Here is a 15305-nt window from a genome sequence, read left to right on the forward strand (position 1 = left end):
GCTCGTCCTCAGTAGCGGCTTCCTGATCCTTGCGCTCGCGATGACGCTGGCGGAACGAAATCCGGGACTGCGGGACTACATTCCCGAGGGGCTCGCCGCCGTCTTCATTCCAAACGACAAGACCAATCTGGGGCCTTATCGCGTCATCCATCTGGCGAGCCTGGTGTTCATCGTCGTCTCGCTCATTCCGATCGACTGGCCCGGTCTGAGGTCACCGGTGCTCCAACCCTTGATCAGATGCGGTCAGCAGTCGCTGTCCGTGTTCTGTGTCGGCCTCTTTCTGTCGTTCGTCGCGCATTTCCTGCTCGATTTCGGATCGGAGGGAATTCTGGCTCAGATCCTCGTTGGCGCCGCGGGTCTCGGGATCATGACGGGCGTCGCCTACTACCGGACCTGGTCGAAAGGCGTGGACAGAAGCCGATCGTCCGAGCAGCGCGGCGAGGCTGGCGAATGACGACTTCCGAGTTAGTCGCAGCGGCCTTTGACACCTCCGTGCGTAAGAGTTGCCGGCGCTTCGCGTCTATATGGCCTGACCCGCCCCACGCTGTCCTCATCGCAGATCTCGATGAGCAGAGAACCATCCGAATCAAACCCCTGGAGAAAGACCATGGACCTTTCGAGGAAATTCGCCTTGAGCGCAGCCGCCTTTGCCGTCCTTGCCCTGGGGCCGGTTGGGCTGTCGTCCGCGATCGCCGCTGGCCATACGCAGTCCGCGATGATGGATGACGACAAGATGTCGAAGATGCCGGCCCCGTCGGATTCCAGCGACAAGATGAACATGGGCCAGCCAGCGGGGCAGCCGCAGAACATGAGCGGCGGTCGGATGAACGACGACAACAAGATGAAGATGCCGCCGCAAGGCCAGGACAATTCCGGCATGATGCAGATGATGCAAATGATGGAGAAGATGATGCGCGGCCAGATGGGTTCGTCCGGCAGCAGCGGTGCGATGAGCGGCCCCGTGGATGTGACAGAGCGGATCGAGGGGCGGATCGCCTTCCTGAAGGCCGAGCTGCAGATCAGCGACAAGCAGGCGGCCGACTGGAACGGTGTCGCCGACGCCTTGCGTTCGAGCCGGCAGCACCTGCTGGAAGCGCGCAAGATGCTCGCGATGGATGACAGGTCGGGAAGCGCCGATCGTCTGGAGCACTACGAACGGCATTTGTCCGAGCGTCTGGAGGCCATCAAATCGGCCCGTCAGGCCTTCACGCGGCTCTACGCGTCATTGAACGAGAGCCAGAAGCAGACGGCCGACACGATCCTGCTGCCCTTGATTGCATCGTTCTGAACTCCGGAATCGAGAGCGAGATCATGTTCGGTCTGCCCCTTCGATGTCGAGCCGGCTTGTCTGCGCTCGTCGTCCTGACGAGCCAGCTTGTGGCGAATGCGGCGCTCGCTTCGGACTTCGGCCTCGGCCGCGCGCATCCGACGGGGCAGGTCGCTCAGCGTTGGGAGCTGGCGCAGGCAGAGGACGACCACGCTACACATCATCCCGCAGCGTCCGGCTCCACAGGCGGTGCGGCCGATGTGCCGCCCAGCGGCGCCGCGCCGGGGATGATGGGTGGAATGGACGGCATGATGGGCCGGCCGCGCAAGGAGTTCTACCCGGCATTGATGGACATGCCGGCGCTGTCCGCCGAGCAGCGGAGCATGCTGGAGGTTCAGGCGCGCGAGCGGATCAGCGCGGAGGCCGATCGGCTGGCGACTGCCAAAATGGATCTGCGGCACGCTATCGCCGGGGGCGATAGCGTCGCGGCGGATCAGGCGTCGCGGCGGCTTCGCGAGTCCCTGAACGCGGTTCAGAGCGGCGTGGTCGCGCTGCGTTCGTTGCACGAGGGCAAGCCGCCGCAGCAGATCACGCAGGCGTGGTTCAAGTCGCAGATGAACCTGCTGCCCCAACGCGGTGCCATGGCTGCGGATGACGACACGCAGGGAATCTCCTGGTTTCACGTCACGACCATGGCGCTGCTGGTGCTGTTCTCGCTCACGCTGATTGCCGTCTATGTCGCGCGCATGCGCCGGGCGAACGCGCTGGTCGATCGGCTGACGCGCGCTGCGGCCGTTCCGGCTGTTGCCGCGGCCGGCCCATCCGCGACGGCCGTCAGCTCGCCGGACGAGAAGGCCGTGGTGACACCTGCGCAACAGACAAATCGCGACACTGCACGAGTCGAACCGGGCCGCTCCTGGAAGGGCAGACTGAAGATCTGCGCGATCTATCAGGAGACGCCGAACGTGAAGACCTTCCGTCTGCAGGCACCGGACGGCGGCGCGATTCCTTTTGCGTTCCTGCCGGGACAGTTCCTGACCTACGCCATCGAGATCGACGGAAAGACCGTCAGGCGCTCCTACACGATCGCGTCGTCCGCGGCCCAGACCGCCTATGTCGAGACCACGATCAAGCGCGAAGACGGCGGGCTTCTGTCGGACTACATGCATGGCCAGCTGAAGGCGGGAGACCTCATCGAGGTTGCAGGCCCCTCCGGCGCCTTCACGTTCACCGGCGTGGAAGCCGACAGCGTCGTCCTGATCGGCGGCGGGGTCGGCATCACGCCACTGATGGCGGCGATCCGGTATCTCTCGGACATCGCGTGGCCCGGCCAGATCTACCTCGTCTATGGCGCGCAGACGACCGAGCAATTCATCTTCCGGGACGAGCTGGAATATCTCCAGCGCAGGATGAACAATCTGCACGTCGCGGCCACGATGGTGCGGGCCGCGGGCACGTCGTGGATGGGAAGCGAGGGGCAAATCACGGCCGAGTTCCTGACGCAGGCTGTGCCCGATCTCACCAGACGACGCGTTCATTTGTGCGGTCCGCCCGGCATGATGGACGCGCTCAGGAAAACCTTGATCGGGCTCGGCGTGCCGCGCGAGCAGATCAAGACGGAGGCCTTTGGGCCGGCCCGCGGCGCCGTTCCACCTCCCGGCAAAGTCGCGGCCGAAGCGCAAATGCCGGCGACTGAGGCGAGCAATCAAGGGGCTGCAACAGTCGGTCCTGCAACGGCGACCATTCGCTTTGCGACATCCGACAGGGTTGTGGCGCTGCCTCCGGACAAAAGCGTCCTGGAGGTGGCCGAAGGTGCGGGCGTTTCGATCGATTATTCCTGTCGGGTCGGGGTCTGCGGCGTCTGCAAGACACATCTGTTGCAAGGAAACGTCACGATGGAAGTCCAGGACGCCCTGACCGCGGACGACAAGGGGAACGGTCTGATCCTGGCCTGCCAGGCGAGATCGGTCGGCGATCTGGTCGTCGAGGCCTGACATGATGGATCGGAGAGGGCGCCTGATCGCCGACGTCACTCTGGCGGCCCTGTTGTTGCTGGTGCCGGCGTTCCTGCTGCACTCCGATATCAGGTTCGCAGGAAGCCTCGCCGGCTTTGTCCTCGGGGCCGGTGCGGCCGTGCTGATCATTCTTCTTCTCGTCTATCCCATGACGAAATACAGCGTGGGTTTGAAGGCCCTGGTCACGCGATGCGTGTCGATGCCGACGCTCCTGGCATTTCACGCCTATGCAGGAATCGTCGCGGCATTTTTCGCGCTTCTGCACACGGGCCACAAATTTCAAAGTCCGCTCGGGATCGCGCTGGTGGCCAGCATGCTGGTCGTAGTCGTCACCGGATTTGTCGGGCGCTACTACCTGCCGCAGACCGCGATGGAACTCCGTCAGCAGCAGTCGCATCTGGCGACCTTGAGGTCGGCCTACGAGCACATGGCGTCCGCTATGTCGTTGCCCGATCGGGGGGTGCGTGACGGGGCCGCCGTGCCTGGATCGGCGTTGCAGAATGTGCCCGTGCTGCAGCTCGTCGATGGCATTTCCGACCTCGAATCGGCGATCGGATCGAGCGAAGCAATCAAGAGAATCTTCCTGCAGTGGATCGGGCTGCATGTCATGGCGGCGATCGTCATGTATGCGTTGCTCGTGGTGCATGTGGCGGCCGAGGTCTACTACGGGCTGCGGTGGCTCGCGTGACGATCAGGGGCGTGCTCTACGCCGTGGTCGCGACACTGGTCGTCGCGAGCGCGGCGGTTGTGTTGATCGCTCTCTATCGGGGCAGCTCCGAGGTCGTTCCGGGGTGGACGAGGCTTGTGACGCCAGGGCCGCTTTCCGAGAAGCATGCATTTCTGTCCGACAAATGCGAGAGCTGCCACACGCCGGTCAGAGGCGTCGATCCGGTGGCCTGTATCTCCTGTCATGCGCCTTCCGCCGGGGATCTCGCCAAGCAATCGACGGCGTTTCACGCCGCGGCGGGCGGTCAATGTTCCGGCTGCCATCTTGAGCACATCGGCGAGCGGCGGCCGATCAGGATGGATCACGCCTCACTTTTGCAAATCGCAAGGCCTCCCCCCGGCGGGGCATGGTTCGACCGGGCCGCTTCCGACCAACTGACGGCGGACCTGAAGACATTTCTGGGCCTGCCAAAGTCCGACCGGCGGGAAAGGGCGGAGCTCGATTGCGCCGGCTGCCACAGCAACCGGGAGCCGCACCGCGAATTGTTTGGACGGGACTGCGCGGAATGCCATGGGCTCGCGTCCTGGAAAATCGCAGGCTTCCTGCACCCCTCGCCAACGTCGAGGGACTGCGCCCAATGCCATCAGGCGCCGCCGAGCCACTATATGGGCCACTTCGTCATGATGGACCGGATGATCACGGGGCAGGAGCACGCATCGGTCAATCAATGCTTTCTGTGCCACAGGACCGACTCGTTCAATGACATCAAGGGCGTCGGCTGGATGAAGCATCATTGACCGGTTCGAGCGTGCGACGGAGATGGGTGCTGCACATTACAGAATTCGGCAAAAAAATATGAGGCTCATTTCGCGATGAATCGCGCGGCCGGATAGAGGCGCCGAACCTTGAAATCCTGCGCAGAGCACGACGCTCATCGTCGCTCTTACATTGACGATGCCGCGCGTGTCGTTTTCTGTTGGCCGTCCCTTCAACCAGAGCTATATGTTCCGGGTCGAGGCAGTAGGTGCACAGATGATTGGCTTGAGAAAGCCAAGGCGAAGGTGGTGGGGATGGCTTGTCGCCATCGCATATCTGCTTGCCTCGATGACACCGTCGCTTGCGATCTCGACCGCTCTGGATGCATCGATTCAATGCGAGCATCCGGCCGATCAGCCTGCGCATGAGCACGCGCACGATGAAGGTGCCACTGTGCATTCGCATGACGTTGCGATGGCCGGGGATTGCGACGACGATCAGGGCCGGCCTGGCGACCGGCATGCCACCTGCTGCGGCTCGGTGCTGTGCTTCAGCGCCGTGTCGCCTCAAGCTCCCGCGATTGCGGAGTTCGTCGTGCCCCATGCGCGCTGTGAAGCGCAGCCTGATGTGATCGGCGACGCGGGTGCGTTCCGCCGTCACTACCGGCCCCCCATCGCCTGAGATAGCTCCCGAAGATCGAACTGCGTCGCTCCAGGTTTGAGCGCGGATCGGCACGTCTGCGAGGGGCGCCATGCCCCGGCGGATGACGGCGATGCGCACCCAGACTTCGCACACCGCGATGCGACAGGACCGGTCTCGGTCGTTGATCGCGTGCGCTGCGTGTTGAGCGGAAGAACGCCGACGTCGCGATCATCGGCTTGCGGAAGGCGAGGTGACCGCGTGAGCGACGTTCGAGCGGTGATCTTCGCGACTCTTGTTCGGGGGCTGCCGCATCCGCGGATCGCCGCCGTGACCGATTTGACGCGTTCCCGCTCCAACGAAGCAATCTACCGAATGTCACGCAAGGACGATGCGTCATGAAATCGCCGAACGAGAGTCTGCCAGTGCGGACAGTCGGCTCCCCGGATGCGCAGGACGCCGTCGTTCGTGCCGCCCTCGTCGGCAGTTACGATCGCCTCCGCAGCTATCTGCAGCGACGCTTTGGCGGGAAGGCGGAAGCGGAGGAGGTGCTCCAGGCGTTCATGCTGCGCGCGCTGGAGCGGTCCGGCGACATTCGCGACGCGGATTCGGTCCGAGGCTGGTTGAGCAGGGTCCTGGCGACCACCATCGCCGACTTTCACCGTCAGATGTCAAAGAGCAGAACGCGGGAGATGCCGTTCCCGCATGAGCTCAACGAGCGTCTCGCAGCCGATCCGGAGGCCGCGGCGAATGCCGCGGTCTGCGAGTGCCTTCATACCCATCTATCCCTGCTGAAGCCGGAGCATGCCGAAGTGATCAGAAGGGTGGACCTCGGTGGTGAGTCGCGGGAGCTCGTCGCGGCCGATCTGGGCGTGACCGTCAACAACCTGACCGTTCGCCTTCATCGCGCGCGACACGCCCTGAAAGAGCGTCTCGAGCAGACATGCGTTGTATGTCTCGAGGAAAGCTTCTGGGAATGCCGCTGTGCCGACAACCGAGGTCCGACCTAGCTCGCCTCGCGGCGACGGGCTTTCGCGCCGCCGCGCTGGGCGAGCCGGCTGCGATGCAGCGCGAACAGCTCCAGCACCTTGTCGGCGGGCTTCGCGGCGCTGAACAGATAGCCCTGCATCTCGGAGCAGCCGAGCGCGCGGAGCAGACGCTGTTGCTCCTCGGTCTCGACGCCCTCGGCCGTGGTGGTCATGCGGCGCGCGGCCGCCAGGTTGACGACGGCCTGGACGATGCTGGCCGAGCCGTCGGGGCCGCCGATGTCGTCGACGAAGCAGCGGTCGATCTTGATCTTGTCGAACGGGAAGCGGTGCAAATAGCTCAGCGACGAGTAGCCGGTGCCGAAATCGTCGAGCGCGATGCGCACGCCGATGGCGCGGAGCTGGTGCAGGATCGCCAGCGCCGTGTCGTCGTCGCGGATCAGCACCGCCTCTGTAATCTCGAGCTCGAGCCGGCTCGCCGGCAGGTTGGAAGCAGCGAGCGCCGCCATGATCTTCAGCGCCAGCGTGCCGCTCTTGAACTGCACCGGCGAGACGTTGACGGCGAGGCGGATGTCGTCGGGCCAGTTCGCAGCGTCCCGGCAGGCGGTCGCCAGCACCCATTCGCCGATCTCGTTGATCAGGCCGGTATCTTCGGCGATCGGGATGAACTCCGCCGGCGAGACCATGCCGCGCGCGGGATGACGCCAGCGCACCAATGCCTCGCAGCCCGTGATGCGATCATCCTTCAGGCTGAGGCAGGGCTGGTAATAGACCTCGAGGCCGCCATCGCGCCGCCCTTGGGCGATGGCGTGGCGCAGGTCGCTCTCGAGCTGCCGGCGCTCGCGGATTTTGGCGTCCATCTCCGGCTCGAAGAAGCGATAGGTGCGGCGTCCGGCGGACTTGGCGGCGTACATCGCCATGTCCGCGTTCTTGAGGACCTGGTCGAGCGCCGTGCCGTGTTCCGGCGCAAGCGCAATGCCGATGCTGGCGTCGGTGGTGAGATGATGGCCCATGCAGTCGAACGGCGCGCGGATGGCCGCGAAGACCCGCGCGACGAGCTCGTTGACCTGGTCGAGCGACGTCACCGCGCTCTGGACGATGGCGAACTCGTCGCCGCCGAGTCGCGCCACGAAATCCGCCGGGCCGGCACAACGGCGCAGGCTTGCGGCAATCGATTTCAACAGCTCGTCGCCGACGAGATGGCCGAGCGCATCGTTGACGCCCTTGAACTCGTCGATGTCGATGTAATGCACCGCGATCTGTTCGTCGCTGCCGACTGCGGCCAGCTCTTCGCGCAGATGCTCGTGGAACATGGTGCGGTTCGGCAGGTCGGTCAGCGCGTCGTAATGGGCTAGGTGGGTGATGCGCTCCTCGATCCGGCGGCGCTCGGTGATGTCCTCATGGGTCGCCACCCAGCCGCCGTCCGTGAGCGGCTCGTTGAGGATGTGGATCGAGCGGCCGTCGGAGGTGTCGACTACCATGGAATTGCGCGTATGGACGCCCTTCAGCACGCGCACGACATAGTCGTCGATGTCGCCCGTGAACGAGCCGGTCGCCTTGCGATGGGCGATGATGTCGTGGAAGCTCGAGCCGGGCTTCACGATCTCGGCCGACAATCCGTACATTTCGAGATAGCGCTGATTGCAGACTACCAGCCGCTGCTCGGCGTCGAACAGCAAGAGGCCCTGCGTCATGTTGTTGACGGCGCGATCGAGCCGCTGCTTTTCCAGCGTCAGCCGTTCCCGCGAGAGGCGGTGCTGCTCCAGAAGCTTGCGCACGACCGCGATGAGCACGCCTGCGATGGCGAGTGCGGAAGAGGCGGCCACCGAGATCAGGATGCCGATCTGCTCGCGCCAGTCCGTCAATGCGGAGGCGCGCGTCGTGGTGGCCATCATCAGGATCGGGAAGTGGGGCAGGGCGCGCGAGGAGATCAGCCTGTCTTCGCCGTCGACGGGGCTCATGAATCGTCCGGCGAAGTGATCGAGGCCGAAGACTCTCTGCTGCGCGGGCGTCCCGTTCTTGAAATTCCGCCCCATCAATTCGCTGGAATGGGGATAGCGGGCGAGCAGCGTGCCGTCCCGATGCAGCATCGAGATCGTCGCGCCTTCGCCGAGCACGACGGAGGCGAAGAACTTCTCGAAATTGGCGGGCTCGATGCCGCGCCCGACGACACCCAGGAACTCGCCGTTCGGCCCGACGATCCTGCGCACGATCAGGACGGTCCAGGCGCCGGAGATGCGACTGTGCAACGGCTCGATCAGGACATCCGGCGAATAGGGATCGTATTTGAAGGTGCGAAAATAGGCGCGGTCGGCAACGTTCACTTTCGGAGCCGGCCATGCCGTCGATGAATTGATCAGATTGCCTTCGGCATCGATGATGTTGACGCCGCCGATGTAGGGCAGGGCCTCGATCTTCGAGCGCAACATCCGGTGGACGTCCTCGCCGGCGAGGCGCTTGCGATAGTCCTCCACGGTCCTGATTCCGGTCGTGCGGACGTGATCGACGAAGTCCTTCTGGATGACCGCGAAATCCTGCAATTGCTGATCGAAATGATGGGCGAGCAGCAGCACGGTGTTTTCCAGCTCGCGGCTGGAGTTGCGCAGCGCCCGCTCGCGGAAATTCTGCGCCATCAGGACCGAGCCAATGGCGATGGCCGCGATCAGCAGGGCGCCGCCCACCACCAGCCAGCGGATCGGTCCGCTGCGCACGAAGGCGTGGTCAAAGAGGCGACTGCCGAATCTCGTCATCATGCTGGATCATTGCCGTGCACACGTCAGGATCAATTCTTGGCCCCGAAGACACCCGTTGGTTTACGGGAACGGTGTGGAGGCGAAGTTAGGAAGCGCGGTTAACGCTGTGTGAACGGCCGCGCGCAAATGCAACCGAGGTCCGCGATACAGCGGGCAGGAATTGCCGAAGGCGTTCGAGGGTGCCGGTCAGTTCCTGCCGGCCATCCCACAATCAACCAAGGCCTAACCATCTAACGTGTTGAGGATCCTCGCCTCGGCATTGGCATGTGATTTGCGAGATGCCCGCTGACGACACAGAGAGGACGCAACGATGAAAAGCACCCTGAAGAACTTCCTTGCCGACGAGCGTGGGGCAACCGCGATCGAGTACGGCCTGATCGCGGCCGGCATCGCGCTGGCCATCATCACCGTCGTGAACGGCATGGGCGCCAAGCTCAACAGCAAATTCACCGCGATCAGCGCGTCGCTGCGCTGATCGCGCGGGTGCCGCTGCGCGCCAGTATCGCCACCACGATCAGCGCCGCGACGATGTTCGCGGCGGCACTGATCAGGATCGGCATCGTGTAGCTGTGGTTGACGTCGTAGGCGAAGCCGGCCGCGCTCGGGCCAATCAGCGTGCCGAACGCCACGCTGGTGTAGAGAATGCCGATGATTCCGCCGACATTGCGTCCGCCAAAATAGTCCATGACCACAGAGGGCAGCACCGCGACCCAGCCGCCGTAGAACACGCCGTAGATGAAGGCAAAAGCGGCGAGGGTCCAGACATCAGCGGCAATGGCCCAGATCGCCATCGCGAGCGCCATTCCGGTCAGGACCATGATCAGCGCGCGGTCGCGGCCCATCCGGTCGGCGAGTGCGCCGAGAAAGAAGCGGCCTGCGGTGCTGCCGGCCCCGATCACGCCGAGCAGCAGCACGGCGGAGGATGCCGCGACCCCGTGGTCGCGGGCATAGGGCGCGAGGTGGACGAACGGGACGAAGGCTCCGAACGAGCAGACCAGGCACGATAGGTAGAGAGCGACAAACCGCGTCGACCGGATGGCCTCGCGCACGGATGCGCCGCCGGCGTTGTTGGCGCCCGCGGCATCGCGAGGCGGATCACCGTCGGGTCCGAGCCCGCGGTGCTTCGGATCGTTCTCGATGAGCAAGGACATCCCGCCGCCCAGCACCAGCGCAATCGCGCCCAGCACCAAATAAGCGCCGCGCCAGCCCACCGAGGCGATCAGCAATGAGGCGAGCGGCGGCATCGCCAGCGTACCGAGCCCGATGCCGCTCACCGCGAGCCCGGAGGCAAAGCCGCGGCGCCTGACGAACCAGCGTTGCACCGCGCCGATGGCTGGGACATAGGCGCAGCCGACGCCGAGGCCGACGCCGAGCCCGTAGGCGAGATAGACCTCGACGACGGACCGGGCAGCGCTAGCGGCCGCAAGTCCGACCGCGACCAGGATCATGCCGGCGACGGCCAGCGGACGCGAGCCAAACCGGTCGGCGAGTGGACCGCTGACGAGGCCGAGGGCGAAGTACAGAAAGCCCGCGATCGAGAACACCAGCGAGATCGAACCGCGCGAGGCGCCGAAATCGCGCTGGAGCGGCTCGAGGAATGCGCTGAACGTGTAGGCGGAGCCGAAGCCGACGAACATGACGGCAAATGCCGCCGCGACGACGAACCAGCCATGGAAAATGTTTCGCTGAGCGAGCGTGGATCGAGTGGTCAATGCTGCCTCCGCGAGGTGAGGGAAGGATGGCGGCGATGCCAGGACGTGACCCGCTGGAAGGCCGCGCCGGCGCGCACGAGCGTGGCCTCGCCCAGGTGGGCGGCGACGAGTTGGAACGCGATCGGCAGTCCGTCCGCGGACGCACCACCTGGCAGCGTGATGGTGGGATGACCGGTCATGTCGAACGGGCAGGTGTAGCGCTGCAGCTTCGCGATCAGATCCGGCTGTTCGCCGAGCGTCTGGATCATGGCAAGCGTCACTGGCGGGAACGGGTGCACCGGGATCAGCAGCAGGTCGATGGTCTCGAACAGCGCAGTCACCCGGCCGCGTAGCGCCAGCCGTCGCAGCAGGATCTTCTGATAGTCGAGAGCAGAGAGAGCGCGGCCGGTCTCGAGCACGGAGGCGAGGATCGGACCATACTCATCCTTGCGGGCGGGATAGGTCGCCTCTTGAGCGACCGCAGCTTCCACCGCACAGCTCGGCGTCCAGTCGGCGATCGCCTGCGTGACGTCGGGAAATCGGACATTGACGGTGTCGGCGCCAAGCGCGCGGAAAGCATCGATGGTATCCGCCAGCATGCGCTGGGTCGCAACGTCCACGTCGTCGCTGTTCCAGGCGGGATCGACGCCGATCCGCAAGCCCCGCACGTCCTGTGCGGCGGCGGCCAGATAGTCGGGGACCGGATCGACCAGCGATGTCGGGTCGTTCGGATCGTGTCCGGCGATTACGCCGAGCAGTGCGCCGGCGTCGGCGGCGCTACGGCCGATCGGTCCGACATGGTCGAGCGTCGCGGCAAGCTCGAAGGTGCCGTGGCGGCTGACGCGGCCCCAGCTCGGTTTCACTCCGGTCAGGCCGTTGGCGGCGCAGGGCCAGCGGATCGAACCGCCGGTGTCGGAGCCGAGCGAGCCGAAGCAAAGTCCGGCAGCCGTTGCGACCGCCGAGCCGCTGGACGAGATGCCCGGCCAGTAGCTTGCATTCCACGGATTCTTCGGCGGTTTCACCAGCGGATGGTGATCGGCATAGGCACCCTCGGTGAGTTGCGCCTTGCCGAGGATCACGGCGCCCGCGTTCTTGAGCCGACGCACGACGGTTGCGTCTTCACTGGGACGAAAGTCGCGATGAAACGTGGTGCCTGCCGCCGTCGGAACGCCCTCGGTCCAGAACAGGTCCTTGAGCGCAATCGGCACGCCATGCAGGGGTCCCCGATACCGGCCCTGCGCGATGTCGGCGTCCGCGGTTTCCGCCTCGGCCATGGCCGTTTCCGCCATCACGTGAACGTAGCTGTCGAGATCGCAGTCGATGGAATCGATCCGGTCAAGTTGCGCGCGCGTCACCTCCAGCGCCGAGATTTCGCGCGCCTTGAGGCGTGCCGCGAGCGCGGTGAGTTCGAGATAGTGCAGGGCGTCGGCCACGGCTCGATTCTCCATTCCGATGATTGGAGGCGCTCGACCCCGAAGGATCGTTCGACACCAGTATAGATAAGATACAGGTGTTGATTGCTGTCAACCGGTAAATCTGTTTTACTGGTGTTCAAAATCTTTGGAGTTCCGATGTCGAAAGAGTCGCGCAAATTCCAGGTTCCGGACGCGTTGGCGAACCTCTACGATTTCGCCAACACGCTCGATGTCCGCCACTTCACGCATTTCGGCGTGGAGCACCCGGAGAGCGATGCGCTTGGCGGCCCGAAGGACCTGGCGGACTGGATGCGGGAACGCGGCCTTGGCGCCAAGGGCGGCCATGTCACGCCCGCAATGCTCGAGACTGCGCTGAGGATGCGCGAGGCCTTGCGTGCCTATCTGCAGTGTGAGCCGAGCGAGCGGCTTCGGAACAAGAGCGTTCTCGGCACGCTCAATGACGCGCTGGCGCCGTTTCCGTTGCGGGTGGAGGCGCACGCGGGCCGTGGCGCGACGCTGTCAGCAGCGCGCGAGGATGCGCTCGCCGGCCTGTCGGCCATCGCGATCGAGCTCCATGACGCAACCCTCGTGGGAACGCTGGACCGGCTGAAGATGTGCGCGTCGGAGGAATGCCGGCGGGTGTTTTTCGACCGGTCGAAACCATCGACGCGGCGGTGGTGCATGTCGACGCTATGCGGCAACCGGATGAAGACGCGCGCTTATCGCGAGCGGCAGCGCGAGGCGAAATAGAGCGGATTGCGCAGTCAGGCGCGGTAGTGGCCGGACTTGCCGCCGAGCTTCTCGACCAGATGGATGCCCTCGATGCGCACGCCGCGCTCCACCGCCTTGATCATGTCGTAGATGGTGAGGCAGGCGACCGAGACGGCCGTGAGGGCCTCCATCTCGACGCCGGTCGGACCCGTTACCTTGACGCTGGCGCGGACGAGGCAGCCCGGCAGTTTTGCGTCGGGCTCGATGTCGAGCGTCACCTTCGACAGCGCCAGCGGATGGCAGAGCGGAATCAGCTCCGAGGTTCGTTTGGCGGCCATGATGCCGGCGATGCGGGCGGTGCCGAGCACGTCGCCCTTCTTGGCATTGCCGGACACGATCAGATCGAGCGTCGCCTTGGTCATGACGACCCGGCCTTCCGCGACCGCAAGCCGCTCGGTCGCCGGCTTGTCCGACACGTCGACCATGCGCGCCTCGCCGGAGGCGCCGATATGGGTGAGGGCCGGGACGGCCTTCTTGGCCGGATTACGCGCCATATCAGCGCGTGCCCGTCGCGCGCGCCGTCGTCTCGCGCGCGAGCAGCGTGCGCGTCGCGGCGGTGACGTCGGCCTGCCGCATCAGGCTCTCGCCGACCAGGAAGGTCGACATGCCGACGCGCTCGAGCCGGGCGAGATCGGCGGGCGTGAAGATGCCGCTTTCGCCGACCATCAGCCGATCCCCGGGGATCAGCGGCGCCAGTGTTTCGCTGGTCGCGAGCGTGGTCTCGAAGGTGCGAAGATTGCGGTTGTTGACCCCGATCATGGGCGAGCGGAGCTTGAGCGCGCGGTCGAGCTCGGCGCGGTCGTGGATCTCGATCAGCACATCCATGCCGTAGGCGAGCGCGGCATCCTCGAGGTCTTTTGCCGTGGCATCATCGAGCGCGGCCATGATGATCAGGATGCAATCGGCGCCGTGCGCGCGCGCCTCAGTCACCTGATAGGTGTCGAACATGAAATCCTTGCGCAGCACCGGCAGTGCCGTCGCTGCACGCGCCGCCACCATGAAGTCGAGATGGCCCTGGAACGAGGGCGTGTCGGTCAGCACCGACAGGCAGGCCGCGCCGCCGGCCTCATAGGCCTTGGCGAGCTGGGGCGGATCGAAATCGGCGCGGATCAGCCCCTTCGACGGCGATGCCTTTTTCACCTCCGCGATCAGCGCGTAGTCGCCATTGGCGTGCTTGGCCTTGATCGCGCGCACGAAGCCGCGCGGTGCGGCTTGCGCCCTGGCCTTCGCCTCGACCGCCGACAGCGGCTGCGCGCGCTTGGCGGCGGCGATCTCTTCGCGCTTGTAGGCTTCGATCTTGGTCAGGATGTCCGACATGTCAGGCTCAGCCGTTCGAGATCGCGATCAGGTGCTTCAGCTTCGCGTTGGCGGCACCACTGTCGATCGATTTCATGCCGATCGCGACGCCCTCCTTGAGGTCCTTGGCGCGGCCGGCCACGACCAGCGCGGCGGCGGCGTTCATCAGCGCGACGTCGCGGTAGGCGCTCGGCTTGCCGTCGAGCACGCTCTGCAGGGCGATTGCATTGGCGTCGGCATCACCGCCTTTGAGCGCGCCTGCCTCGCAGCGCGGAAGGCCCGCGTCCTCCGGCGTCACCTCGAAATTGCGGATTTCGCCATTGTTGAGCGCGGAGACGAAGGTCGGGCCGGTGAGGGTGATCTCGTCGAGACCATCGGAGCCGTGCACCACCCAGGCGGATTCGGAGCCGAGGTTCTTCAGCACCTGCGCCAGCGGCTGCACCCATTGCCGCGAGAACACGCCGACCATCTGCCGCTTCACGCCGGCCGGGTTGGACAGGGGGCCGAGCAGATTGAAGATCGTGCGTGTCGCAAGCTCGACCCGGGTCGGGCCGACGTTCTTCATGGCCGGGTGATGGGCGGGAGCGAACATGAAGCCGATGCCGCATTCGCGCACGCAGTGGCCGACCTGATCGGGCCTGAGGTCGATTTTCACCCCGAGCGAGGCCAGCACGTCGGCGGCGCCCGAGCGCGACGACAGCGCGCGGTTGCCGTGCTTGGCCACCGGCACGCCGGCGCCCGAGACGATGAAGGAGGCGCAGGTCGAGACATTGACCGAGCCGGAGCCGTCGCCGCCGGTGCCGACGATGTCGACGGCTTCAGGCGGTGCCGTCACGCTCAGCATCTTGGAACGCATCGCCGTAACGGCGCCGGTGATCTCGTCCACGGTTTCGCCGCGCACCCGCAGCGCCATCAACAGGCCACCCATCTGCGAGGGCGTGGCCTCGCCCGACATCATGGCGTCGAAGGCGGAAGCCGCTTCCTCGCGCGACAGGCTGGCGCCGGTCGCCACTTTTCCAATGATCGATTTCAGGTCGTCCATCGCGTGC

Annotated in this window: 15 protein-coding genes; 9 read left to right on the plus strand and 6 right to left on the minus strand. The window is 65.2% G+C overall.

Features of this window, described 5'->3' with window-relative positions; translation table 11 throughout:
• From opgC to IC66_RS0127240, 7 genes are all read left to right on the plus strand, one after another.
• Positions 1-454: OpgC domain-containing protein (gene opgC / locus IC66_RS0127205; RefSeq protein WP_038949791.1), on the plus strand; the 454-nt coding region annotated here is incomplete at its 5' end.
• Positions 455-607: 153 nt separating this feature from the next.
• Positions 608-1288, plus strand: a complete 681-nt coding sequence (locus IC66_RS0127215) for a Spy/CpxP family protein refolding chaperone (protein WP_038949792.1) — start codon at positions 608-610, stop codon at positions 1286-1288.
• A 23-nt stretch (positions 1289-1311) separates the two neighbouring features.
• Positions 1312-3261 carry an FAD-binding oxidoreductase gene (locus IC66_RS0127220; protein ID WP_038949794.1) on the plus strand — a complete coding sequence of 650 codons (1950 nt, stop codon included), beginning with the start codon at positions 1312-1314 and terminating at the stop codon, positions 3259-3261.
• A gap of 1 nt (position 3262) precedes the next feature.
• Entirely contained in the window at positions 3263-3970 is a 708-nt protein-coding gene (locus IC66_RS0127225) for a hypothetical protein (RefSeq protein ID WP_038949795.1), read from the plus strand.
• A gap of 11 nt (positions 3971-3981) precedes the next feature.
• On the plus strand, positions 3982-4746 hold the full coding sequence (locus tag IC66_RS0127230; protein ID WP_312017535.1) for a cytochrome c3 family protein: 765 nt from the start codon (positions 3982-3984) through the stop codon (positions 4744-4746).
• Positions 4747-4912: 166 nt separating this feature from the next.
• The gene (locus IC66_RS0127235; RefSeq protein WP_131233093.1) at positions 4913-5386 is read left to right on the plus strand and encodes a hypothetical protein; all 474 of its coding nucleotides are present in this window, start codon (positions 4913-4915) and stop codon (positions 5384-5386) included.
• Between the two features lie 356 nt (positions 5387-5742).
• Positions 5743-6354 (plus strand): RNA polymerase sigma factor, encoded by a 612-nt coding sequence (locus IC66_RS0127240; protein ID WP_038949796.1) that lies wholly within the window; start codon positions 5743-5745, stop codon positions 6352-6354.
• On the opposite strand, the gene IC66_RS0127245 is transcribed toward IC66_RS0127240, so the two are convergent.
• Positions 6351-9083, minus strand: a complete 2733-nt coding sequence (locus IC66_RS0127245) for a bifunctional diguanylate cyclase/phosphodiesterase (RefSeq protein WP_038949797.1) — start codon at positions 9081-9083, stop codon at positions 6351-6353. The two genes, IC66_RS0127240 and IC66_RS0127245, sit on opposite strands and share 4 nt — an antisense overlap.
• Before the next feature lie 310 nt (positions 9084-9393).
• On the opposite strand from IC66_RS0127245, the gene IC66_RS0127250 reads away from it, so the two are divergent.
• A complete protein-coding gene (locus tag IC66_RS0127250) occupies positions 9394-9558 on the plus strand; it encodes a Flp family type IVb pilin (RefSeq protein ID WP_038949798.1) in 165 nt (54 codons plus the stop codon).
• Here the strand turns inward: IC66_RS0127250 and IC66_RS0127255 are convergent.
• Both IC66_RS0127255 and IC66_RS0127260 read right to left on the minus strand, forming a co-directional pair.
• On the minus strand, positions 9539-10795 hold the full coding sequence (locus IC66_RS0127255) for an MFS transporter (RefSeq protein ID WP_038949799.1): 1257 nt from the start codon (positions 10793-10795) through the stop codon (positions 9539-9541). The genes IC66_RS0127250 and IC66_RS0127255 overlap by 20 nt on opposite strands.
• A complete protein-coding gene (locus IC66_RS0127260) occupies positions 10792-12207 on the minus strand; it encodes an amidase (RefSeq protein WP_038949800.1) in 1416 nt (471 codons plus the stop codon). The genes IC66_RS0127255 and IC66_RS0127260 overlap by 4 nt, the downstream gene beginning before the upstream one ends.
• A 138-nt stretch (positions 12208-12345) precedes the next feature.
• On the opposite strand from IC66_RS0127260, the gene IC66_RS0127265 reads away from it, so the two are divergent.
• Positions 12346-12939 carry a CGNR zinc finger domain-containing protein gene (locus tag IC66_RS0127265; protein WP_038949801.1) on the plus strand — a complete coding sequence of 198 codons (594 nt, stop codon included), beginning with the start codon at positions 12346-12348 and terminating at the stop codon, positions 12937-12939.
• A 14-nt stretch (positions 12940-12953) separates the two neighbouring features.
• Here the strand turns inward: IC66_RS0127265 and moaC are convergent, their stop codons facing one another.
• Genes moaC through trpD form a run of 3 tightly spaced genes read right to left on the minus strand, consistent with a single transcriptional unit; the run spans position 12954 to position 15298 of the window.
• Positions 12954-13454, minus strand: coding sequence for a cyclic pyranopterin monophosphate synthase MoaC (gene moaC, locus IC66_RS0127270; RefSeq protein WP_028141576.1), 501 nt, complete (start codon positions 13452-13454; stop codon positions 12954-12956).
• A 1-nt stretch (position 13455) separates the two neighbouring features.
• Positions 13456-14277 (minus strand): indole-3-glycerol phosphate synthase TrpC, encoded by an 822-nt coding sequence (gene trpC / locus IC66_RS0127275; RefSeq protein ID WP_038949802.1) that lies wholly within the window; start codon positions 14275-14277, stop codon positions 13456-13458.
• 7 nt (positions 14278-14284) lie between these two features.
• A complete protein-coding gene (trpD, locus tag IC66_RS0127280) occupies positions 14285-15298 on the minus strand; it encodes an anthranilate phosphoribosyltransferase (RefSeq protein ID WP_038949803.1) in 1014 nt (337 codons plus the stop codon).
• Positions 15299-15305: the final 7 nt, after the last annotated feature.

The organism is Bradyrhizobium genomosp. III, assembly GCF_000261705.1.
Classification (GTDB): Bacteria; Pseudomonadota; Alphaproteobacteria; order Rhizobiales; family Xanthobacteraceae; genus Bradyrhizobium; species Bradyrhizobium ottawaense.